The following is a 22631-nucleotide window of genomic DNA, read 5'->3' as shown; positions in this document are numbered from 1 at the left end:
ACCATGTGAACACCCCCTGCCGGGAGGCGTCACCGCGGTGACGGCGCCTCGGACCGGGAGCCGTCACCGCGTGAGCGCGCCCCGACGCCCCGGGCCAGGAGGGGTGTCACCGCGTACGCCCGCCCCGGGCCGGGAGCCGCCACCACGTGAAGCTTCCTTCATGACGGGCTCATCGACGGCTCACGGGCCGCCGGAAGGGTGGTCCCCGTGAACCTCTCCCCACGGCAGACGGTCTGGGCCTGCGTCGCCCTCGGCGCGTGCGCGGTCCTCGCCGTCCCCGGCATCACCCCCGGCCTGGGCGGCGAGGCCCGGCTGACCCTGGCCGTCTTCGCCCTCGCCACCTGCGCCTGGATCGCCGCGCCGGTCGACGACACCCATGTCGCCCTCGTCGCGGGGCTCGCCCTCACCACCACCGGGGTGATCAGCTCCGACACCCTCTTCGCCACCCTCGGCGATCCCACCATCTGGCTGCTGATCTGCGCCTTCGTCCTCGCCGCCGCGGTGACGCGGACCGGACTCGCGGGCCGCGCCGCCGCCTTCCTGGTCTCCGGCGCCCGGACCGTACGCCAACTGGTCCACCTCACCACCGCCGCCCTGGTCGTCACCGCCTTCGCGGTGCCCGCCACCTCCGGACGCGCCGCGCTCGCCCTGCCCGTCTTCCTCGCCCTCGCCCACGCCCTCGCCGGACGGCGCCGCCTCGTCGTGATGCTGGCACTGCTCTTCCCCACCGTCGTCCTGCTCTCGGCGGTCGCCACCCTGATCGGCGCGGGCGCCCACCTCATCACGGTCGGCGTCCTCCTGGAACAGACCGGCGAGGGCATCGGCTTCACCCGCTGGCTGATCCTCGGACTGCCCCTCGCGGTGGTCTCCTCCCATCTGGCGGCGGAGGCGGTGCTCCTCACCACCACCCGCGAGAAGGACCGCCGGGGACCGGTGGAGATCACCGTCGCCGAGATCCAGGAACACTCCGGGACACCGGTCTCCGGTCCGCTCTCCCCGCCCGAACTGCGCTGTCTGCTCCTCCTCGGCACGGTGGTGGCGCTGTGGTGCTCCGAACCGCTGCACGGGGTCCCGCCCGCCGTGGTCGCCCTGATCGGCGCCCTGGTCGCCTCCTCCCCCGCCCTCGGCACCGTACGGATGAAGGAGGGACTGCGGTCGGTGCCCTGGCCGATGCTGCTCTTCATGGCGGCGACCACCGCGATGGGGGTGGCCCTGGTCGAGTCCGGCGCGGCCGGCTGGCTGGTCGGCGGGCTGCCCGACGGCGTACCGCCGTGGGTGTTCCTCACCGTCGTCGTCGTGGTGAGCACCGCCGCCCATCTGGTGCTCCAGTCCCGCTCGGCCCGCTCCTCGGTCCTGGTGCCGCTGGTGGTGGCCGCCTCCGTCGGCGCCGGGGTCAACCCGGTGGCGGCGGCGCTCGCCTCCACCGCCGCGGCCGGTTTCTGCCAGACCCTGCCCGCCTCCGCGAAACCGGTGGCCCTCTTCGCCGACCTCCCGGACGGCGTCCCCACCTTCACCCCGCGTGACCTGCTGCGGCTCTCCGCCGTGCTCGCCCCGCTCAGCGCCGCCCTGGTGCTGCTCTTCGCCCTTGCCGTCTGGCCGCTGCTCGGCGTGCCCGTCCTCCTGGAGTCCCAGCCGTGAGTCTGCACATCACCGTCGCCCCCAGCGGTTTCAAGGAGTCCCTCTCCGCGCCGGAAGCCGCGCGAGCCATCGCCGAGGGACTGCGCCGGGTCCGGCCGGACGCCGTGATCGACCGGATACCCCTGGTCGACGGCGGGGAGGGAACCGCCAGGGCGCTGGCCGCCGCGACCGGCGGCAGCCTGCTGTCCCGGATCGCCACCGGCCCCCTCGGCCGCCCCGTCCCGACCCACTTCGCCCTGCTCGGCCGCTCCTCCGCGGTCGTCGAGATGGCCGCCGTCGCAGGGCTCTCCCTGGTCCCCGCCGACCGGCGCGACCCGGGCGCCACCACCACGTACGGGGTGGGCGAACTGATCCGCTCCGCCCTCGACGCCGGAGTGGGCCGCGTCCTGGTCGGCTGCGGCGACTCCGGCACCTCGGACGGCGGAGCGGGGGCCCTCCAGGCCCTCGGCGCCCGGCTCCTGGACGTCAACGGGGCCGAACTCCCGCTCGGGGGCGCCGCCCTGACACGGCTGCACCGGATCGACCCGACGGGCCTCGACCCCCGGCTCGCCCGCACCGAACTGCTGGTGGCCTGCAACCCGTACAACGTGCTGTGCGGCGAGCGGGGCGTGGCCCGGGTGTTCGGCCCGCAGAAGGGCGCCGGGCCCGAGCGGGTCGAGGAGCTGTCGACGGCGCTCGACCGCTGGGCCGCGCTCCTGGTCCGGGACCTGGGCGCGCCCGCCGCCATCGGTACGGCCCCGGGGTCGGGGGCCTCGGGCGGGCTCGGCGCGGGACTCGCCGCGCTGGGGGCCCGGCTGCTCCCCCGCTTCGACGTCCTGCTCGACCATGTGGACCTGGACGCCCGGCTGGCCCGCGCCGATCTGGTGATCACCGCGGAGGGCGCCCTGGACGGGCAGACCGTCCGGGGCAAGATCCCGGCGGAGGTGGCGCGCCGGGCGAAGGCCCACGGGGTGCCGGTGCTCGTGCTGGCGGGGACGCTCGGCCGGGGCGCCCACGAGGTGCGGGCGATCGGCGTCGACGCGTACGGCTCGATCCTGCCCGCCCCGATGGCCCTGCCGGAAGCACTGGACCGGGGCGCCGAGTTCCTCGCGGACGCGGCCGAGCGGGCGCTGCGGATGGTCCTGGTGGGAACCCGGCTGGCGGCCTGAGGCCCCGGCCGGGCTCCGGCGCGGCCGGGCCTGATCAGCCGGGACCCCGGTGGACCGGGACCGGGACCAGGCCGGCCGGGGCTCGGCTCAGCCGCGACGGGATGGGATGGGATGGGCCGGTGGGCGCCGGGGGGGCGGCAGGAGTCAGCCGCGGTCCGGGACGCAGCGGCCGTCCTCGGTGCGGTACTTCCACTGGGCGCCGTCGCGGACGAGCTGCTTCACCGCGCCGACGAACCGCTCGACGTGCTCGTCCGGCGTACCGGCGCCGAAGCTCACCCGGATGGCGTTGAGGGAGCGCTCGCCGGGCGCGGCCTCGGGGGCGCCGCACTCGCCCGGGTCCTGCGGGTCGCTGCCGAGCAGCGTGCGGACCAGCGGGTGGGCGCAGAACAGGCCGTCGCGGACGCCGATGCCGTACTCGGCGGAGAGCGCGGCGGCGAAGTGGGAGCTGTTCCAGCCCTCGACGACGAAGGAGATGACACCGACCCGGGGCGCGTCGTCGCCGAAGAGCGAGAGCACCCGCACCTCGGGGACCTCGGCGAGACCGGTGCGGACGGTGTCGATCAGGTGCCGCTCGCGGGCGACGAGGGAGTCGAAGCCCGCCTCGGTGAGCGCCTTGCAGGCGGAGGCGATGGAGTAGACGCCGATGACGTTCGGGGAGCCGGCCTCGTGCCGGGCGGCGGTGGTGTGCCACTCGACGTCCACGCCGCCGTCGGCGCGGCGGGCCACCTTGCGGGAGGCGCCGCCGCCCGCGAGGTAGGGCTCGGCGGCCTGGAGCCAGTCGGCGCGTCCGGCGAGGACGCCGGAGCCGAAGGGCGCGTACAGCTTGTGTCCGGAGAAGGCGATCCAGTCCACGTCGAGTTCGCGGACGGAGACCGGGTGGTGGGGTGCGAGCTGGGCGGCGTCGAGGACGATCCGGGCACCGTGCGCGTGGGCGGCGGCGGCCAGTTCCCGCACCGGCCACAGCTCGCCGGTGACGTTGGAGGCGCCGGTGACGCAGACCAGGGCGGGGCCGTGGGGGTCGCGGTCGGCGAGCGCGCGCTCCAGGGTCTCGACGGCCTGGGCGGGGGTGCGGGGGGCGCTCAGATAGGTGACGTGCCCGTCGCTCCAGGGCAGCAGCGAGGCGTGGTGCTCGGTCTCGAAGACGAAGACCTGGCAGTCCTCGGGGAGCACGGCGGCGAGCAGGTTCAGCGAGTCGGTGGTGGAGCGGGTGAAGACGACCTGGTCGTCGGTGCGGCAGCCGAGGAACTCGGCGACGGTGACGCGGCTGTTCTCGAAGAGGTCGGTGGAGAGCTGGGAGAGGTAGCCCGCGCCCCGGTGGACGCTGCCGTAGTAGGGGGCGTAGGCGGCTACGTCGTCCCAGACCCGCTGGAGGGCGGGGGCGCTGGCCGCGTAGTCGAGGGCCGCGTAGGTCACCTCGCCGCCGGTGACGAGCGGGACGGTGACGTCCCGGCCGAGGACCGGCAGCGGGGCGGCGCAGCAGGGGTCGGCGGACCCGTCGGCCGTGGTGGCGACGGCGGTCTCGGCGGCGACGGTCTCGACGGTGGCGACGGCGTCAGGGCGTGCGGACATGGCGGTATCTCCCGGCGGGCGGTGCTGAATGGCTTCGGTGGTCCCGTAAGCGGCCGCGGACGGCGGCGGGGTACGGGTGTGCGCCTCGGACGGCAGGGGTGCGCGTGGGTACGCGGAAGTGACCCGGTCCGGGGGTGAAGTGGGGGCGGACTCGCCCTATCGCATTCGCTTGCTCACGGAAAACGCTCCTCGAGAGACCAGGACCCCTGGTGTTCGAGGGGTCCGCGCTTGCCGTAGACCTCGCTGCCTACGGCCTGGTCATCACCCGGGGCACCCCGCCACGGACGGAGGGTTGCCGGACAGCAAGCCGGGGCCAAAACGCTGTCACTCGTGACCTGAGAAGCATCCTGCCACATGATCGACGAAGCGCAAGACCCCGGTCCGCATGGTGGACCGGGGCCGTGCGACGGAAGAGGCCGGGAGGGGCCGAAGGGGCGGGAGGCCACCCCCGGGCCCGCCCTGGGGCGGGTTTCGCCTAGGCGTTGCTGACGGTGACCCAGCGCTCCAGGGCCCGGCGGGCGGCGCCGGAGTCGATGGCCTCGGCGGCCCTCGCCATCCCCGCCGCGAGCTGCTCCGCCAGGGTGCCGCCGCCCGGCTCCAGGGCGGTCAGCGCCGCCGCCGAGTTGAGCAGTACGGCGTCCCGCACCGGTCCGGTCTCCCCCGCGAGCAGCCTGCGGGCCACGTCCGCGTTGTACGAGGCGTCGGCGCCGCGCAGTGCCTCCACGGGGACCAGGTCGATGCCGACGTCCCGGGGGTCGAAGGACTCCTCGCGGACCGTGCCGTCCCGGACCACCCAGACCCGTGAGGTGGCGGTGGTGGTCAGTTCGTCGAGTCCGTCGTCGCCCCGGAAGACCAGCGCGGAGGAGCCGCGCCCGGCGAGCACCCCGGCGATGATCGGGGCCATCCGGGCGTCGGCCACGCCGGTCGCCTGGGCCCCGACGCGGGCCGGGTTGGTGAGCGGGCCGAGGAAGTTGAAGACGGTCCGCACGCCGAGCTGGCCCCGGGCAGTGGCGACGTGCCGCAGCGACGGGTGGAACTTCACCGCGAAGCAGAAGGTGATGCCCGCCTCCTCGGCGACCTCGCTCACCCGGCGCGGGGTCAGCTCCAGGTTGACGCCGAGCTTCTCCAGGACGTCGGAGGCGCCGGAGGCGGAGGAGGCCGCCCGGTTGCCGTGCTTGACGACCTTGGCTCCGGTGCCCGCGACCACGATCGCCGACATGGTGGAGATGTTGACGGTCTTCGCGCCGTCGCCGCCGGTGCCGACGATGTCCACGGTGCGGCCGGGCACCTCGATGGTGTTGGCGTGCGCGTACATCGTGCGGACGAGGCCGGTGATCTCCTCGACGGTCTCGCCCTTGGCGCGCAGCGCGACCGCGAAGCCCGCGATCTGCACGTCGGTGGCCTCGCCGCTCATGATGCGGTCCATGGCCCAGGCGGAGTCCTCGGTGCTGAGGTCGCCGCCGTCGAGCAGGGTGTTCAGCACGGCCGGCCAGGAGCGGCCCGCCGACGTAGGTCCTCCAGCGGGGGTCGCAGCGCTCATGGCAGCTCCTGGTCAGTACGTCACGGATACGGGTGCGGGGTACGGAGTCACCCTATCGAGCCCGGGGGACGGCGAAGAGCCCCGTCCATCGAATGGACGGGGCTCTCACCGTGGCGACCTTCACATGGTCAGGTGTTCAGGTGATCAGTGGTGGCCGTGGCCGCTCTGGATCTCCTTGTACTCCTCGGCCGTGGGCTTGGCGATCTGGCTGTCGTCGCCGTAGTAGCCCTTGCTGAGCTTGACCCGGAGCTTCTCCAGACCGCTGACCTTGCGTGCGACACCGTTCTCGTCGACGGCCGGCGGCAGCTCGGCGGCCTCGTACTGCTCGTGCGCCGTGAGGCGGTACAGCTCGCCCTGGCTGAGCGGCTCGTGGACCTCGACGAACTCACCGTGCGGCAGGCGCTTGATGATGCCGGACTCGCGGCCGTGCAGCACCTTGTCCTTGTCCCGGCGCTGGAGGCCGAGGCAGATCCGCTTGGTGACGATGAACGCGATGACCGGACCGGCGAAGAAGAAGATCCGCACGAACCAGGTGATGGCGTTGATCGACAGGTGGAAGTGGGTCGCCCAGATGTCGTTTCCACCACCCACGAGCATGATCATGTACGCGGTGATCCAGGCGACGCCGAAGGCGGTGCGCGTCGGAGCGTTGCGCGGGCGCTGCGCGATGTGGTGCTCGCGCTTGTCGCCCGTGATCCAGGACTCGATGAACGGGTAGACCGCGATGGCCGCGAGGACCGCCGGGAAGATCGCCAGCGGGATCATCACACCGAGGACCAGCGTGTGGCCCCACAGGTTGATCTCCCAGCCCGGCATGACACGGATCAGACCCTCGGCGAAGCCCATGTACCAGTCGGGCTGCGCTCCGGTGCCGACCTGGTCGGGACGGTACGGGCCGATGGCCCAGATCGGGTTGATCGAGGCGACGGCCGCGATGACCGAGATGACACCGAAGACCAGGAAGAAGAAGCCTCCGGCCTTGGCCATGTAGACCGGCAGCAGCGGCATACCCACGACGTTGTTGTTCGTACGGCCGGGACCGGCGAACTGCGTGTGCTTGTGGAAGAACACCAGGATGAGGTGGGCCACCATCAGGCCGAGCATGATGCCGGGCAGCAGCAGGACGTGGGCCGAGTAGAACCGGGCCACGAAGTCGCCGCCGGGGAACTCGCCGCCGAACAGGAACATCGACAGGTACGTGCCGACGATCGGCACGGACAGGATCGCGCCCTGCATGAAGCGGACACCGGTGCCGGAGAGCAGGTCGTCCGGGAGCGAGTAACCGGTGAAGCCGGTGAACATGCCCAGGAAGAACAGCAGGAAGCCGAACAGCCAGTTGATCTCACGCGGCTTGCGGAACGAGCCCGTGAAGAAGACGCGCATCATGTGCACGAACATGCCGGCGAGGAAGATCAGCGCCGCCCAGTGGTGGATCTGCCGGATCAGCAGACCACCGCGCACCTCGAACGAGATGTGCATGGTCGAGTTGAACGCCTCGGACATCAGCTGTCCCTGGAGCGGGACGTACGGTCCGACGTACTCCACCTCGTTCATCGACGGGTGGAAGAACATCGTCAGATAGACGCCCGTCAGGATGATGATGAGGAAGCTGTAGAGGCAGATCTCGCCCAGCATGAAGGACCAGTGGTCCGGGAAGATCTTCCGCATGTTGGCCTTGGCCAGCGTGTAGATCCCCAGGCGGCCGTCGGCCCAGTCGGCGACCCGCTCACCGGCGGGCGCCTTCTTCGTCGTATCGGTCACGGTGCTCATCCGCGCTCCCAGAAGGCAGGACCGACGGGCTCGTCGAAGTCGCCGAGCGCCTCGAGGAAGCCCTTGTCGTTCACACCGATCCGCAGCTGCGGAAGGGCGTGTCCGGCCGGGCCGAAGATGACGCGGGCGCCGTCGGAGAGGTCGAAGGTGGACTGGTGGCACGGGCAGAGGACGTGGTGCGTCTGCTGCTCGTACAGGGAGATCGGGCAGCCCACGTGGGTGCAGATCTTCGAGAAGGCGACGATGCCCTCGTGCGACCACTCGAGCTCGCGCTTGTCCTTGATGTCCTGCGGTTCGATCCGCACGATCATCAGGGCGGCCTTGGTGATCTCGGTGAGGAAGTCCTCGTCGTGCTCCGACAGGCCTTCCGGCATCACGAAGGTCAGCGAGCCGACCGTGACGTCCTCGGGACGCAACGGCTCGTGGGTGTTCATGTTGATGAGCTGAAGCCCCTTGGCCCAACGGGTGGTCCGGAGCTTCTTCTCGGGCAGCGGGCCCATGTCACGCAGCAGCACGATGCCGGAGAGCGGTACGAGCGACAGCGCGCCGAACATCGTGTTGCGGATGAGCTTGCGGCGGCCCATGCCGGACTCGGCGGCACCGGCCGCGAAGTCCGCCATGACCTTCGCCTTGGTCTCGGCGTCGGCCTGGATCGGGTGCCGCTCGTCCGCGATCTCCACATCGGACATCAGGGTGCGGGCCCAGTGGACCGCGCCCGCTCCGATGAAGAAGAGGGCGAGGCCGAGGGTCCAGCCGAGCGCGAAGTTGAGCGCGGACACCCGGCCGAAGGGCCAGATGTACACGATCTTGTCGACCGGGAAGATCACGTACGAGGCGATGAAGCCGACGGTGGCCAGCATCGACAGCGTGAACATGAAGGCGACCGCGCGCTCGGACCGGCGGGCGGCCCGCTCGTCGATGTCCTGGATGCGGGGCTTGTGGGGCGGGAGGCCCGGGTCGGCGAACGGGTTGTCGGCGACCTTCACCGCGCCGTGCGCGGTGTCCTGCACTGCCGGCAGGGTCTCTTCTGGAATCTCTTGGCTACTCATGACTTCTTGGCCTTAGCGGTGTGGGCCGCGACCCAGATGGCAACTGCGATCAGCGCACCCAGGCCGAAGACCCAGGCGAACAGACCCTCGGCGACGGGGCCGAGACTACCGAGCCTGAGACCGCCCGGATTGTCCGACTTCTCGCCGCTGACGGCCTCGACGTACGCGATGATGTCCTTCTTCTGCTTCTCCGGCATGACCGAGTCCGGGAAGGAGGGCATGTTCTGCGGGCCGGTCTGCATGGCCTCGTAGAGGTGCTTCGGGCTCACGCCTTCGAGGCTCGGGGCGTACTTGCCATGGGTCAGCGCGCCACCGGCACCGGTGAAGTTGTGGCACTGGGCACAGTTCGTGCGGAACAGCTCGCCACCCTTCGCCGCGTCGGCACCGGCGGGGTTGTACTGGCTCTCGGCCGGCGTGATCGGGCCGGCACCGAGAGAGGCGACGTACGCCGCGAGCTGATCGATCTCAGCCTGCGAGTAGATGACCTTCTTCTTCGGGACCTGGGCGCCCGGCTGCTGGGCCGGCATCCGGCCCGTGCCGACCTGGAAGTCGACGGCGGCGGAGCCGACGCCGACGAGGGACGGGCCGTCGGTGGTGCCCTGGCCCCCGGTTCCGTGGCAGCTGGCGCAGCCGACGGAGTAGAGCTTCTTCCCCTCCTCGATGGCGAGGGACTGGGAGGTTTCATCGGCCTTCGCGGTGCCCGCGGGCGCGAACGCGGCGTACAGCCCCCCAGTGGCCGCCAGCGCGAGAAGTAGGACGACGACCGCCGCCAGCGGATGGCGTCGTCGTGCGGAGAGCTTTTTCACGGATTACCCCGGTGTCAGGATCTTCTGCGTCGATGCTTGCTGGATGTCTCGGTCCGCCGGGTCGGCGGGCCCCGATTACTTGATCATGTAGATCGTGGCGAAGAGGCCGATCCAGACGACATCGACGAAGTGCCAGTAGTAGGACACGACGATGGCGGCGGTTGCCTGTTCGTGAGTGAACCTCTTGGCGGCGTACGTCCGGCCCAGGACCAGCAGGAAGGCGATGAGTCCGCCTGTCACGTGCAGTCCGTGGAAGCCGGTGGTCAGGTAGAACACCGAGCCGTACGGGTCGGAGGACAGCGAGAGGCCGTACTCCTTGACGAGCTCGGTGTACTCGAAGACCTGTCCGCCGACGAAGATCGAACCCATCACGAACGTGATGATGAACCACGTCCTGAGCTTCTTCACGTCACCCCGCTCGGCGGCGAAGACGCCGAGCTGGCAGGTGAGGGAGGAGAGCACCAGGATCGTGGTGTTGGTCGCCGAGAACGGGAAGTTCAAGGCCGAAGCCTTTTCTGCCCAGAAGTCGGCACCCGTCACCGATCGCAGGGTGAAGTACATCGCGAAGAGGGCCGCGAAGAACATCAGCTCGGAGCTCAACCAGATGATGGTTCCGACGCTGGTGAGGTTCGGTCGATTGACCGACGGGTGCGCGTGCCCTGTTTCTACTGTCGTTACTGTCGCCACGACCGACATTATGTCGGTCGCTTATCCCGCCCTCACTCCGGGGGGTGCCGTTCGGAGTGTCCGAGGGGTGTGTCCAGCCCGAACGGCCCAGTGCGAGGGCCTCCCGGCACCCTTCGAACAGATGTTGAACGGGTGTTGACGGGGTGTGGACCGGAGTAGCATCCCGCGCATCGGTCGACGACGACCGTCCGCCTTCCCAGCCGGAGGAACGATGCAGTCGAGTGCCACGGTCCTGGTCTACAGCGACGACGCGAACACCCGCGAGCAGGTACGGCTGGCGGCGGGGCGCAGGCCCGCGTCGGACGTCCCCCCGGTGGAGTTCGTGGAGTGCGCGACGCTGCCGGCGGTGCTGAAGCGCCTGGACGAGGGCGGCGTCGACGTGTGCGTCCTGGACGGCGAGGCGGTGCCCGCCGGAGGCATGGGCGTCTGCCGTCAGATCAAGGACGAGGTGTTCCGGTGCCCGCCGGTGCTGCTGCTCATCGGGCGCCCTCAGGACGCCTGGCTGGCCACCTGGAGCCGCGCGGACGCCGCGGTCACCCTTCCGGTGGAACCGGTCGAGTTCGCGGCGTCCCTGGCGGCCCTGCTGCGCTCACGCCTGTCGATCGACGCGTGAGCCGGTCGGACTGATCAGATCGAGGGCCGGAGGCGGGCCTTCTCGGTGGCGGGGGTCGGGTCGCCGCTCGGCTCGACCAGCGCGCTGCCCTTGCGCCAGTCGGCCCAGGGCATGTTCCAGTCGCCGAAGCCGTTGCCGAAGGTGTCCATCTCCTCGCCCCAGCTGTTGACGGTCTTGACGATGTCGCCGGGGCGGACGGTCTCGTAGAACCAGGCCGCGTTCCCCGTCGACATGCCGACACAGCCGTGGCTCACGTTCTCGACGCCCTGGGAGCCGACGGACCACGGGGCGGCGTGCACGTACTCGCCGCTCCAGGTGACCCGGGTCGCGTAGTAGACGGGCAGATCGTACGAGTCGGAACTGCCCGTGGAGATGCCGATGCTGGTGCCGCGCATCCGGACGAAGTACTCCTTGCCCAGCACCACCTTGATGCCGTTCCGGGTGGAGTAGCCCGCCTTGCCGGTGGTCACCGGCATACTGTTGATCACTTCTCCGTTGCGCAGCACGGTCATGTAGTGCGCCCCGGCGTCCGTGATCGCCTCGATCCGGTCGCCGATGGTGAGCTTGAGCGGGGCGGAGGCGCCGCCGTAGAGCTTGTCGCCGATCTTGAGGCCGTCCAGGTTGCCGGTGGCCGTGACGAGCGCCCCGGCGGGCCAGTACTCCTTCGGACGGAAGTGCATCGTCTTCTCGTCCACCCAGTACCAGGAGCCCTCGACCGAGGGGGTCGAGCGGACCCTGAGGGCCCGCTCGACGATCCCGCGGGCCTTGCGGTCCTTGACCGGGAGGCTGAGCTCGGCCGTGATGGGCTGCCCGACGCCGTACGTGCCCGCCTCCGGGCCGAAGGTCACCGTGAGGGCCCGCTTGGCCGGAGCCGTCTCGAATGTGAACCTACGGGCCCCTGGAGCGCCGTCCTCGTCCTCCGTGGCCACCCGGACCGTGTAGCGGGCTCCGGCCGCCAGGGAGGCCGTGGAGCGCCACCGGCGCCCGTCCGCGGTGAGTTCGCCCGCCAGGTGGTGGCCCGCGGAGTCGACGGCGCTGACGTCGGTGATCCGCCCCTCCTCGCCCTTGGCGGTGACCTCAAGGGGCTTCTCAGGATCCGCCTTGGCGCCCTTGGCGGGAGCGCTGACCACGAGCTGTCCGGCCGCGTCGTAGGCCCTCGCCGACAGCGGGTGGCCGTCAGAACCCCCGCACGCCGTGGCGGTGGCGGTGACGGTGACGGCCAGCAGGGTGCAGCTCACAACAGTCCGGATACGCGGCGTGTCGTTCATGCACTCACCGTAAGAACAATCACGTGGGACAGCGCGCCGAGTGCTGCAAAAGAGGGGCCCGGACACTTCGTGACGAAGTGTCCGGGCCCCTCGGGGTGCTCCGGCGCGGAGCGGGGTACCGCTACTGGTTCTGGTTCTCGCCGCGGTAGAACTCGAAGACCCAGCCGAAGAGGCCGATCAGGAGCAGCGGGGCGGAGAAGTAGAGGATCCACCAGCCCATGGCGACGGCGAGGAAGGCGAGCGCGCCACCCACGGACAGCGCCAGCGGCTGCCAGCTGTGGGGGGCGAAGAAGCCCACCTCACCGGCCTCGTCCGCGACGTCGGCCTCCTTGTCGTCCTGCGCCATCGCGTCGACCCGCTTGGCCGTGAAGGCCAGGTAGTAGCCGATCATGATGGACAGGCCGAAGGCCAGGAAGAGCGCCGTCGTACCGACCGGCTCCTTGGACCAGACGCCGTACAGGACCGCCATGGCAAGGATGAAGACGCTCAGCCAGATGAACATCTTGCCCTGGATCTTCACTTGCCGGCCTCCTTGCTGCCCGTCAGGGCCTCGGCCTCGTGCGGCTTGTTCTCGAGCTGGTCGAGAGCGGCGATCTCAGGGTGGTGCAGGTCGAACGCGGGCGATTCCGACCGGATGCGCGGCAGCGTGAGGAAGTTGTGCCGCGGCGGCGGGCAGGACGTCGCCCATTCGAGCGAACGGCCGTAGCCCCACGGGTCGTCGACCTCGACCTTCTTGCCGTACTTGGCGGTCTTCCAGACGTTGTAGAAGAACGGCAGGATCGACAGACCGAGCAGGAAGGAGGAGATCGTCGAGATCGTGTTCAGCGCGGTGAAGCCGTCGGCGTCCAGGTAGTCCGCGTAGCGACGCGGCATACCCTCGGCACCGAGCCAGTGCTGCACCAGGAAGGTGCCGTGGAAGCCGATGAACAGCGTCCAGAACGTCATCTTGCCGAGCCGCTCGTCCAGCATCTTGCCCGTGAACTTCGGCCACCAGAAGTGGAAGCCGGCGAACATCGCGAAGACCACGGTGCCGAAGACGACGTAGTGGAAGTGCGCGACGACGAAGTACGAGTCGGAGACGTGGAAGTCCATCGGCGGCGAGGCCAGGATGACGCCGGTCAGACCACCGAAGGTGAAGGTGATCAGGAAGCCGATCGTCCAGAGCATCGGTGTCTCGAAGGACAGTGAGCCCTTCCACATCGTTCCGATCCAGTTGAAGAACTTCACGCCGGTCGGTACGGCGATGAGGAACGTCATGAAGGAGAAGAACGGTAGGAGCACGCCGCCGGTGACGTACATGTGGTGGGCCCACACGGTCACGGACAGACCGGCGATGGCGATGGTCGCGGCCACCAGACCGATGTAGCCGAACATCGGCTTGCGGCTGAAGACCGGGATGACTTCCGAGACGATGCCGAAGAACGGCAGCGCGATGATGTACACCTCTGGATGGCCGAAGAACCAGAAGAGGTGTTGCCACAGCAACGCGCCGCCGTTGGCCGCGTCGAAGATGTGCGCACCGAACTTGCGGTCCGCCTCCAGGGCGAACAGCGCCGCCGCCAGCACCGGGAAGGCGAGCAGGACCAGGACACCGGTCAGCAGCACGTTCCAGGTGAAGATCGGCATACGGAACATCGTCATGCCGGGGGCGCGCATACAGATGATCGTGGTGATGAAGTTGACCGAACCGAGGATCGTGCCGAAGCCGGAGAAGGCCAGGCCCATGATCCACATGTCGGCGCCGACACCCGGCGAGCGGACCGCGTCCGACAGCGGGGAGTAGGCGAACCAGCCGAAGTCGGCCGCACCCTGCGGGGTGAGGAAGCCGGCCACCGCGATGATCGAGCCGAACAGGTAGAGCCAGTAGGCGAACATGTTCAGCCGCGGGAACGCCACGTCGGGCGCGCCGATCTGCAGCGGCATGATCCAGTTCGCGAATCCGGCGAACAGCGGCGTCGCGAACATCAGCAGCATGATCGTGCCGTGCATCGTGAACGCCTGGTTGAACTGCTCGTTCGACATGATCTGCGTACCCGGACGGGCCAGCTCGGCGCGCATGAAGAGCGCCATGAGTCCGCCGATGCAGAAGAAGACGAACGACGTGACCAGGTAGAGCGTGCCGATCGTCTTGTGGTCCGTGGTGGTCAGCCACTTGATCACGACATTGCCGGGCTGCTTGCGCCGTACGGGCAACTCGTTCTCGTACGAGTCCTCAGCTGCGGCGGCACCCTGGGTTTCGTTGGGGATGCTCACAGTTGGTTCTTCTCCGCATTCCTGGCCGGGTCCGTCAGCTCGATGCCAGACGGGATGTAGCCGGTCTGCCCCTTCTCGGCCAGCTCCTTCAGGTGCTGCTGGTAGCGCTCCGGGGAGACCACCTTGACGTTGAAGAGCATCCGGGAGTGGTCGACACCGCACAGCTCGGCGCACTTGCCGAGGAAGGTGCCCTCACGCGTCGGGGTCACCTCGAAGGAGTTGGTGTGACCCGGGATGACGTCCTGCTTCATCAGGAAGGGGACGACCCAGAAGGAGTGGATGACATCACGGGAGGTCAGGACGAACCGGACCTTCTCGCCCTTGGGCAGCCACAGGGTCGGGCCCGGGTTGCCGGTCTGGGGGTTGCGGTCACCCGGGATACCGGCGTCGTAGACACCGCCCGCGTTCTCCGGGAAGTCCTCGAGGAACTTGTTGGGGATCGAGGCGAGGTTCTTGTCCGTCTTGGCGTCACCCTTCACACCGGGCACGTTCTCGACGTAGTTGAAGCCCCAGCTCCACTGGTAGCCGACCACGTTGACCGTGTGGGCGGGCTTGTCGGAGAGCTCGAGGAGCTTGGACTCGTCGCGCGCGGTGAAGTAGAAGAGCACCGAGACGATGATCAGCGGAGTGACCGTGTACAGCGCCTCGATCGGCATGTTGTAACGGGTCTGCGGAGGTACCTCGATCTTGGTCCGGCTACGCCGGTGGAAGATGACGGACCAGAGGATCAGGCCCCACACCAGGACGCCGGTAATGAGGGCGGCGGCCCACGAGCCCTGCCACAGGGAGAGGATCCGAGGCGCCTCTTCCGTGACGGGGGTGGGCATTCCGAGGCGGGGGAAGTCTTCCCAGTTGTACGAGCAGCCGGTGGCTGTCGCCAGGATCAGGCCCGCAGTCAGCACCTGCGGCAGCTTCCGCCGCATCGGGCGCCGCGACGTGGGGGTACCACCCGCGCCTTGGCTGCGGGGGAGGTCGGAGCCGTTGGGACTCACGTAGCGCCTTCCCGAGAGTCTCGGCCCGCGTTGGTCGGCCACGGTCGTCCGTCTCGCTGGTCGGTCGCCGCCCCGTGCCGCGGGCAGGGGTTTGGATGTTTATGCGGACCAAACCCTACTGGACGCTATTTGGGGTCGCGCGGGGAGGGTGCCCAACGCGCCGTCCGAGTCCCCGAAGGGGTGGACTCCGGGGTTCCGCAGGGGGTCCCGACGCGTCCGTTCGGGTGTCTCACGGCGCGCCGCACCCCCCTTCTGACGAGGGCTCACCCCCGCCCGGCGGGTCCGGGACGCCCGGCCGTACGAGGGTTCCCCGCAGGCCCTACCGTGGGCGGATGCCGTACTTCGACGCCGCGTCCGCCGCCCCGCTGCACCCCGTCGCCCGCCAGGCGCTGCTGGCCTCCCTGGACGAGGGCTGGGCCGATCCCGCCCGGCTGTACCGGGAGGGGCGGCGGGCCAGGCTGCTGCTCGACGCGGCGCGGGAGGCGGCGGCGGAGGCCGTGGGCTGTCGCCCGGACGAGCTCGTGTTCACTCCTTCGGGGACGCGCGCGGTTCACGCCGGGGTCTCCGGGTCGCTGGCGGGGCGTCGGCGGGTCGGCGACCGGCTCGTGGTCTCGGCCGTCGAGCACTCCTCCGTGCTGCACGCGGCGGAGGCGCACGCGGCGGCGGGCGGGACCGTGGCCGAGGTGCCGGTGGGCCGGTCCGGCGCGGTGGACGCGGACGGGTTCGCGTCGGCGCTGGGCGCGGGGACGGCCCTGGCGTGCCTCCAGTCGGCCAACCACGAGGTAGGGACCGAGCAGCCGGTGGCGGAGGTCGCCGAGGCGTGCCGGGCGGCGGGCGTGCCGCTGCTCGTGGACGCGGCCCAGTCGCTGGGCTGGGGCCCGGTGGAGGGGGGCTGGTCGCTGCTCACGGCGAGCGCGCACAAGTGGGGCGGTCCCGCCGGGGTGGGGCTGCTGGCCGTACGGAAGGGGGTCAGGTTCGCTCCGCAAGGCCCGTCGGACGAGCGCGAGTCGGGCCGGGCGCCGGGCTTCGAGAACCTGCCCGCGATCGTGGCGGCGGCGGCCTCGCTGCGGGCGGTACGGGCGGAGGCGGCGGCCGAGGGGGCGCGGCTGCGGGCCCTGGTGGACCGGATCAGGGCCGGGGTGGCGGAGCTGGTGCCGGAGGTGGAGGTGGTGGGCGACCCGGTGCGGCGGCTCCCCCATCTGGTGACGTTCTCCTGTCTCTATGTCGACGGGGAGACACTGCTGCACGAGCTGGATCGGGAGGGTTTCTCCGTTTCGTCCGGTTCGTCGTGTACGAGCTCGACGCTGACGCCCAGCCATGTGCTGCGCGCGATGGGCGTGCTGAGCGAGGGGAACGTCCGGGTGTCCCTGCCGGCCGGTACGGCGGCCGAGGACGTGGACCGGTTCCTCGACGTGCTGCCCCGGGTGGTGGCGGGGACACGGGAGCGGCTGGGCGCCCCGGTCGGCCGGGCGGCGGCTCCGGCGGCGGGTGCGGGGCCGCTGGTGGCGGACGGGGAGGCGCTGGTGGTGGACGCGCTCGGCAAGCGCTGCCCGATCCCGGTGATCGAGCTGGCGAAGGTGATCGGTGACGTCCCGCCGGGCGCCACGGTGACCGTCCTGGCGGACGACGCGGCGGCCCGTCTCGACATCCCCGCCTGGTGCGAGATGCGCGGCCAGGAGTACGTGGGCGAGGAGCCCTCGGCGCGGGGCGGGGTCGCGTACGTGGTGCGCCGGGTGGCCTGAGACGGGGCCGGGGCCGGGAGACCCGGGAAGGGGAAGCACTGGGACCGGGAGGCCCGGGACCGGGGCCCTCGGGTTGCGGGGCGGCCGGGGACGGGGGCGGTTCGGTCCCGCCCAGGCCCTGATGCCGGGTGCACCTCGGGCCTGGGCGGGTCGGCCGGGGGCGGCGCCACGGTCCCCTGGCCGGTGCGGGAGCGACAGCGCCCCGGGCCCGTGCGGGCCCGGGGCGGGCCGGACCGAGGTCGGCCGGGGTGCGGCACGGGCCCCGGGCCCGTGCCGGAGGGGCCCCGGGCCCGGAGGTTCCGCGGCCCGGAGCACCCCGGGCCCGCGGGGCCGGGGCGGCCGGTCAGACCAGGTGGGTGCGGACCTCGGCGGCGGCGTCCTCGCCGTACGCCTTGGTGAAGCGCTCCATGAAGTTGGCGCGGGCCAGGGTGTACTCCTGGGTGCCGAGGGTCTCGATGACCAGGGTGGCCAACATGCAGCCGACCTGGGCGGCGCGCTCCAGGCCGACGCCCCAGGACAGACCGGTGAGGAAGCCCGCGCGGAAGGCGTCGCCGACGCCGGTCGGGTCGACCTTGGCGGTCTCCTCGGCGCAGCCGACCTCGATCGGGGTGTCGCCGACGCGCTCGATGCGCACTCCGCGCGAGCCGAGGGTGGTGACCCGGTGGCCGACGCGGGCGAGGATCTCCTCCTCGGTCCAGCCGGTCTTCGACTCGATGAGGCCCTTCTCGTACTCGTTGGAGAAGAGGTAGGTGGCACCTTCCAGAAGGGTGCGGATCTCCTCGCCGTCCATGCGCGCGATCTGCTGCGAGAAGTCGGCGGCGAAGGGGATCCCCCGCGTCTTGCACTCCTCGGTGTGCCGGAGCATCGCCTCGGGGTCGTCCGCGCCGATCAGGACCAGGTCGAGCCCGCCGACACGGTCGGCGACGGCCTTCAGCTCGATCAGCCGGGCCTCGCTCATGGCGCCGGTGTAGAAGGAGCCGATCTGGTTGTGGTCCTTGTCCGTGGTGCAGACGAAGCGGGCGGTGTGCAGGACTTCGGAGATCCGTACCGAGCCGGTGTCGACGCCGTGCCGGTCGAGCCAGGCGCGGTACTCGTCGAAGTCGTAACCGGCCGCGCCCACCAGGATCGGGGCGCCGCCGAGCTGGCCCATGCCGAAACAGATGTTGGGGCCGACGCCGCCGCGGCGGACGTCGAGGTTGTCGACGAGGAAGGAGAGGGACACCGTGTGGAGCTGGTCGGCCACCAATTGGTCGGCGAACCGGCCGGGGAAGGTCATGAGGTGGTCGGTGGCGATGGAGCCGGTGACTGCGATACGCACGGCTGGGTGCTCCTGCGGGACGTGGGAAAGGACAGTTCACGCTACCCGCTGGGGCGCTCGCTGCCGAACAGTGGAAACTACCCCAGAGTAGGTCTTTTCCCCAGGGGCGTGTGGTGCGTACGGTGCGCCCATGACCACGTACCCCGCTCCTCGTGAGCGACACGAGTCCGAGTTCAGCCTCGCCGAGCTGCGGGGCGCGGGCGCGCGGATGGCCCCGCACTGGGTCACTCCGGTCTCTCCGGCGCCCGCGCCCGTCTCCCCCGCCGCGATCCACGGAGTGGTCGTCTCCCCGGCCTCGGCCCGGCTGATCGCGGCCACCGCCGAGTACGGCGGCTGACGGACGGAACCGTCCGCCCGTCCGCTCCGTCCCACCGGCGTCCGTTGTCGAGACGAGGGAGCGTTGCGGTGAGCGGTACGGAGAACGGTCGGCGGCGGCGGAACGTGGTGGCCGTCTCGGTGGTGGCGGGGGTGCTGCTCGCCGGGGGCGGCTATCTGGCCTTCGCCGCCACGGCCCCCGGAGTCGCGGCCCCGGACGTCGCGGCGGGCCCGGTGGCCCGCCCGGCGGAGGGCGGCAGCGGTTCCGGTGACGCCCGGAGCGGTCCCGGGATCGCACCCGGTGAGCCCGATCCCGGCGGCGGTCCCGGCGGGACCGTCTACACAGCCAAGGGCCCACTCCCCCAGGGGCCCTCCTCGGCCGCGGTCCACCGGCCCGAGGGCCTGGTCACCTCGGCCGAGGTGACCAGGCTGGCCGCGGCGCTCGGCCTCGCCGGGAGCCCGGCCCTGGTCGGGGACGTCTGGACGATCCGCCCCGAGAAGGACGGTTCGGGTCCACGGCTCGACGTGGCCCGGAAGGCACCGGGGAACTGGTCGTACTCCTGGTTCGACGGCGGGCCGATCGGTGACGCCTGCCTGAAGGGGCCCGCCTGCCCCCCGCCGGGCGAGGGCAAGCCCTCCACGGGTGGCGCCCCGCCGAGCGAGGCGGCGGCGCGGGCGGCGGCGGCGCCCGTCCTGAAGGCCCTCGGACAGGACGACGCGAAGATCACCGCGAACCGGGTGGTGGACGGCTCGTCGCGGCTGGTGAACGCCGACCCGGTGGTGGACGGGCTGCCCACCCACGGCTGGTCGACGGGGCTGCACATCGGACGGGACGGCAGGCCGGTCTCCGGGAGCGGGATGCTCAAGGAACCGGCGAAGGACGGCGTGTACCCGGTGATCGGGGCGGCGAAGGCGCTGGCCTCGCTGAACGAGGACACCAGGACCTCGGGCCCGGTCGGCGCCGACCCCTGCCCTGCGGGCGCCCCGCAGGGAGCGGACGGCGCGGGGAAGCCGGGCGGGTCCGGCGGGGCGGACGGTGCCGGGGAGCCGGGGGGCGGTGACCTGGTGGACGGCAACGGGAAGCCCGGCGTCGGCGGCACGACCGGCGGGGGCGGCGGGATCGCGCCGGAGCCCCCGTGCCGGAAGGTCGCGGGCACGACACCGCCGCAGCGGGTGCCGGTGACGGGCGCGGTGTTCGCGCTGGCCGCGCGGGACGTGGCCGGTGAGCGGCTGCTCGTACCGTCGTGGCTGTTCACGGCGGACCCGGTGGACGGCCCGCCCTACACGGTGGTGCGGGAGGCGGTCGCCCCCGAGCTGCTCGCCCGGTCGGCGAAGCCCTCGGCCCCGCCGACCGCCCCGCCGCCCGCGGACGGTGCGGCTCCGGCCCGGCAGGTCCAGTCGTACCGCGCGGAGGACGGTGGCCGGAAGCTGACGGTCTCGTTCTGGGGCGGGGTGTGCAGTACGTACACGGTGACGGCCGAGGAGCGCCCGGAGCGGGTGGCGGTGCGGATCGTCGAGAAGGCGAGCGAGCCGGGCCGGGTGTGCGTCGCGCTCGCCCGGGAGTTCACGCGGACGGTGACGCTGGACGCCCCGCTGGGCTCCCGGCCGGTGGTGGACGCCGCGAGCGGTGAGGCGGTGCCCCGGCGCTGAGCCCCGGCGGGACAGGAGCGAGGGACGAGGACCGGGCGGGACGCGGGCGAAGAACCCCGTCGGCCACCTGGTGCGGAGTGCCTGCCGGACACCCGGCGCGAAGTGCCCGGCGGGTGCGGGCGCCGAGGTGCCCGGCGGCTACCGGCGCGCTGCCCGGCGGGCGCGGGCGGGAAAGGCCCGGCGGGACACGCGTGAAGGACCCGGCGGGCAGGGCCGGGACGCTCCGCGGGTACGCGCGCGACACGAGGCCCGAGCCGCCGACGCAGACCCCCGCCGCAGACGCTCCGCGGGTACGCGCGCGGCGGCGCCGCGGGCACGGGCCCGGCGCTTCCAAGCGCGCGCGAGGCGCCCGGGTACGCCTGAGGGCGGCGGGCCGGGAAGGTCTCCCGGGCCGCCGCCCTCAGGCGCGTACCGCTCGGTACGGCTTAGCTGAACGAGTCGCCGCAGGCGCAGGAGCCCGTGGCGTTCGGGTTGTCGATGGTGAAGCCCTGCTTCTCGATGGTGTCGACGAAGTCGATCGAGGCGCCACCCAGGTAGGGGGCGCTCATCCGGTCGGTGACGACCTTGACGCCGTCGAAGTCCTTCAGGACGTCGCCGTCGAGCGAACGCTCGTCGAAGAACAGCTGGTAACGCAGGCCGGAGCAGCCGCCGGGCTGAACGGCGACGCGCAGGGCCAGGTCCTCGCGGCCTTCCTGGTCGAGGAGGGCCTTGACCTTGGCCGCGGCGGCGTCGGACAGGAGGATGCCGTCGCTGACAGTGGTCTTCTCGTCCGATACGGACATCTGCTTCTCTCCCGATGGTGTACGGAGACTGCTTGCCGACGTTGCAACCGTCGGTGCCCCGGATTCATTCCGGGTCGAGTGGGGTCCTCGCTCCTTTCATGCTCGCACACCCTGTCCAGCGGCGGAGACGGTGCGGCCGGGGGGAGGACGGCCGGGGGGCGAGGGGAACCGGACGGCGAATTCGTCACATCGACACTATGGACATCGTCAGCGTGACGTGAAGGGGTTATGATAGATAGCGTCATTTCGACGAAAAGGTTCCCCGAAGAAAGGGTGCGTGACGTGACCACGGCCCAGACCCGTACTGAGCTCGACGTGCAGCCCTCGCCGCTCGCCCTGCTCCTCCTCGGCCGCGAGGCCGACCCGAAGAGCGAGCGGGGCGTGGAGTGCCCCGGCGATCTGCCGTCGCCCTCCGACCCGGACCTGGTGGAGCGCGCCCGCGCGGCCAAGGAGAAGCTCGGGGACAAGGTCTTCGTGCTCGGCCACCACTACCAGCGCGACGAGGTCATCCAGTTCGCCGACGTCACCGGCGACTCGTTCAAGCTCGCGCGCGACGCGGCCGCCCGGCCCGCCGCCGAGTACATCGTCTTCTGCGGTGTGCACTTCATGGCCGAGTCGGCCGACATCCTCACCGGCGACGACCAGAAGGTCGTCCTGCCGGACCTCGCGGCGGGCTGCTCGATGGCCGACATGGCCACCGCCGAGCAGGTCGCCGAGTGCTGGGACGTGCTGACCGACGCGGGCATAGCCGACCGGGTCGTGCCCGTCTCGTACATGAACTCCTCGGCCGACATCAAGGCCTTCACCGGCAGGCACGGGGGCACGATCTGCACCTCGTCCAACGCCGAGCGGGCCCTGAAGTGGGCCTTCGAGCAGGGTGAGCAGGTCCTCTTCCTGCCGGACCAGCACCTGGGGCGCAACACGGCCGTCCGCGACATGGGCATGTCCCTGGACGACTGCGTGGTCTACAACCCGCACAAGCCGGGCGGCGGGCTGACCGCCGAGGAGCTGCGCGCCGCGAAGATGATCCTGTGGCGGGGTCACTGCTCGGTGCACGGGCGTTTCTCGCTGGAGTCGGTGAACGACGTCCGCGCGCGCATCCCCGGCGTGAACGTGCTGGTCCACCCGGAGTGCAGGAACGAGGTCGTGGCCGCCGCCGACCACGTCGGCTCGACCGAGTACATCATCAACACCCTGGAGGCGGCCCCGGCCGGTTCCACCTGGGCCATCGGCACCGAGCTGAACCTCGTCCGGCGGCTGGCGAACCGTTACGCCGACCAGGGCAAGGAGATCGTCTTCCTCGACAAGACGGTCTGCTTCTGCTCGACGATGAACCGCATCGACCTGCCGCACCTGGTGTGGACCCTGGAGTCGCTGGCCGAGGGCACCCTCGTCAACCAGATCCGGGTCGACAAGGAGACGGAGGGCTTCGCGAAGCTCGCCCTGGAGCGGATGCTCGCCCTGCCGTAACGATTCCCCGGACACGGCGGA

19 protein-coding genes and 1 riboswitch are annotated in these 22631 nt (G+C 71.2%); of the genes, 7 read left to right on the top strand and 12 right to left on the bottom strand.

The window, feature by feature from the left end:
- Positions 1-207 precede the first annotated feature (207 nt).
- Positions 208-1638, top strand: a complete 1431-nt coding sequence (locus ACIO92_RS07600; RefSeq protein WP_366441562.1) for an SLC13 family permease — start codon at positions 208-210, stop codon at positions 1636-1638.
- The gene (locus tag ACIO92_RS07595) at positions 1635-2786 is read left to right on the top strand and encodes a glycerate kinase (protein ID WP_366441561.1); all 1152 of its coding nucleotides are present in this window, start codon (positions 1635-1637) and stop codon (positions 2784-2786) included. Before ACIO92_RS07600 ends, ACIO92_RS07595 begins: the two co-directional genes overlap by 4 nt.
- A 144-nt stretch (positions 2787-2930) precedes the next feature.
- Here ACIO92_RS07595 and ACIO92_RS07590 read toward each other — a convergent pair whose 3' ends face one another.
- The 6 genes from ACIO92_RS07590 to ACIO92_RS07565 all read right to left on the bottom strand — a co-directional run bounded on the left by ACIO92_RS07590 (position 2931) and on the right by ACIO92_RS07565 (position 10216).
- A complete protein-coding gene (locus ACIO92_RS07590; RefSeq protein ID WP_366441560.1) occupies positions 2931-4355 on the bottom strand; it encodes an aminotransferase class V-fold PLP-dependent enzyme in 1425 nt (474 codons plus the stop codon).
- A 219-nt stretch (positions 4356-4574) separates the two neighbouring features.
- Positions 4575-4691: riboswitch (SAM riboswitch) on the bottom strand.
- 139 nt (positions 4692-4830) lie between these two features.
- Positions 4831-5895: an anthranilate phosphoribosyltransferase gene (gene trpD, locus ACIO92_RS07585; protein ID WP_402279462.1), complete on the bottom strand. Its 1065-nt coding sequence runs from the start codon at positions 5893-5895 to the stop codon at positions 4831-4833.
- A gap of 144 nt (positions 5896-6039) precedes the next feature.
- Complete coding sequence (locus ACIO92_RS07580; RefSeq protein WP_366441558.1) at positions 6040-7665, bottom strand: cytochrome bc complex cytochrome b subunit; 1626 nt, start codon at positions 7663-7665, stop codon at positions 6040-6042.
- Positions 7662-8714 (bottom strand): Rieske 2Fe-2S domain-containing protein, encoded by a 1053-nt coding sequence (locus ACIO92_RS07575; protein WP_366441557.1) that lies wholly within the window; start codon positions 8712-8714, stop codon positions 7662-7664. Before ACIO92_RS07575 ends, ACIO92_RS07580 begins: the two co-directional genes overlap by 4 nt.
- Positions 8711-9520: a c-type cytochrome gene (locus ACIO92_RS07570; RefSeq protein ID WP_366441556.1), complete on the bottom strand. Its 810-nt coding sequence runs from the start codon at positions 9518-9520 to the stop codon at positions 8711-8713. The genes ACIO92_RS07575 and ACIO92_RS07570 overlap by 4 nt, the downstream gene beginning before the upstream one ends.
- Positions 9521-9595: 75 nt before the next feature.
- Complete coding sequence (locus ACIO92_RS07565) at positions 9596-10216, bottom strand: heme-copper oxidase subunit III (RefSeq protein ID WP_366441555.1); 621 nt, start codon at positions 10214-10216, stop codon at positions 9596-9598.
- Between the two features lie 202 nt (positions 10217-10418).
- Between ACIO92_RS07565 and ACIO92_RS07560 the strand changes: the two genes are divergently transcribed.
- Complete coding sequence (locus ACIO92_RS07560) at positions 10419-10820, top strand: hypothetical protein (RefSeq protein ID WP_366441554.1); 402 nt, start codon at positions 10419-10421, stop codon at positions 10818-10820.
- Positions 10821-10834: 14 nt separating this feature from the next.
- On the opposite strand, the gene ACIO92_RS07555 is transcribed toward ACIO92_RS07560, so the two are convergent.
- The 4 genes from ACIO92_RS07555 to coxB form a co-directional block, all read right to left on the bottom strand.
- Positions 10835-12088: an Ig-like domain-containing protein gene (locus ACIO92_RS07555; protein WP_366441553.1), complete on the bottom strand. Its 1254-nt coding sequence runs from the start codon at positions 12086-12088 to the stop codon at positions 10835-10837.
- A gap of 121 nt (positions 12089-12209) precedes the next feature.
- The gene (locus tag ACIO92_RS07550) at positions 12210-12608 is read right to left on the bottom strand and encodes a cytochrome c oxidase subunit 4 (RefSeq protein WP_351779510.1); all 399 of its coding nucleotides are present in this window, start codon (positions 12606-12608) and stop codon (positions 12210-12212) included.
- On the bottom strand, positions 12605-14341 hold the full coding sequence (gene ctaD, locus ACIO92_RS07545; RefSeq protein WP_366441552.1) for a cytochrome c oxidase subunit I: 1737 nt from the start codon (positions 14339-14341) through the stop codon (positions 12605-12607). The genes ACIO92_RS07550 and ctaD overlap by 4 nt, the downstream gene beginning before the upstream one ends.
- Positions 14338-15333, bottom strand: coding sequence for a cytochrome c oxidase subunit II (gene coxB, locus ACIO92_RS07540; protein WP_401235814.1), 996 nt, complete (start codon positions 15331-15333; stop codon positions 14338-14340). Before coxB ends, ctaD begins: the two co-directional genes overlap by 4 nt.
- A 332-nt stretch (positions 15334-15665) precedes the next feature.
- On the opposite strand from coxB, the gene ACIO92_RS07535 reads away from it, so the two are divergent.
- Positions 15666-17075: an aminotransferase class V-fold PLP-dependent enzyme gene (locus ACIO92_RS07535; RefSeq protein ID WP_366441551.1), complete on the top strand. Its 1410-nt coding sequence runs from the start codon at positions 15666-15668 to the stop codon at positions 17073-17075.
- Positions 17076-17418: 343 nt separating this feature from the next.
- Here ACIO92_RS07535 and ACIO92_RS07530 read toward each other — a convergent pair whose 3' ends face one another.
- A complete protein-coding gene (locus ACIO92_RS07530; protein WP_351779520.1) occupies positions 17419-18393 on the bottom strand; it encodes a carbohydrate kinase family protein in 975 nt (324 codons plus the stop codon).
- A gap of 130 nt (positions 18394-18523) precedes the next feature.
- Here ACIO92_RS07530 and ACIO92_RS07525 point away from each other — a divergent pair, with 130 nt between their 5' ends.
- Positions 18524-18730 carry a hypothetical protein gene (locus tag ACIO92_RS07525; protein ID WP_351779523.1) on the top strand — a complete coding sequence of 69 codons (207 nt, stop codon included), beginning with the start codon at positions 18524-18526 and terminating at the stop codon, positions 18728-18730.
- 68 nt (positions 18731-18798) lie between these two features.
- Positions 18799-20358 carry a hypothetical protein gene (locus ACIO92_RS07520; RefSeq protein ID WP_366441550.1) on the top strand — a complete coding sequence of 520 codons (1560 nt, stop codon included), beginning with the start codon at positions 18799-18801 and terminating at the stop codon, positions 20356-20358.
- A 425-nt stretch (positions 20359-20783) separates the two neighbouring features.
- Here the strand turns inward: ACIO92_RS07520 and ACIO92_RS07515 are convergent, their stop codons facing one another.
- Complete coding sequence (locus ACIO92_RS07515) at positions 20784-21140, bottom strand: iron-sulfur cluster assembly accessory protein (protein WP_351752758.1); 357 nt, start codon at positions 21138-21140, stop codon at positions 20784-20786.
- A 273-nt stretch (positions 21141-21413) separates the two neighbouring features.
- Here ACIO92_RS07515 and nadA point away from each other — a divergent pair, with 273 nt between their 5' ends.
- Positions 21414-22610: a quinolinate synthase NadA gene (nadA, locus tag ACIO92_RS07510; protein ID WP_366441549.1), complete on the top strand. Its 1197-nt coding sequence runs from the start codon at positions 21414-21416 to the stop codon at positions 22608-22610.
- Positions 22611-22631: the final 21 nt, after the last annotated feature.

This window comes from Streptomyces sp. NPDC087215, assembly GCF_044744885.1.
GTDB lineage: Bacteria > Actinomycetota > Actinomycetes > Streptomycetales > Streptomycetaceae > Streptomyces.
This window is presented reverse-complemented; position numbering and strand designations above follow the sequence as displayed.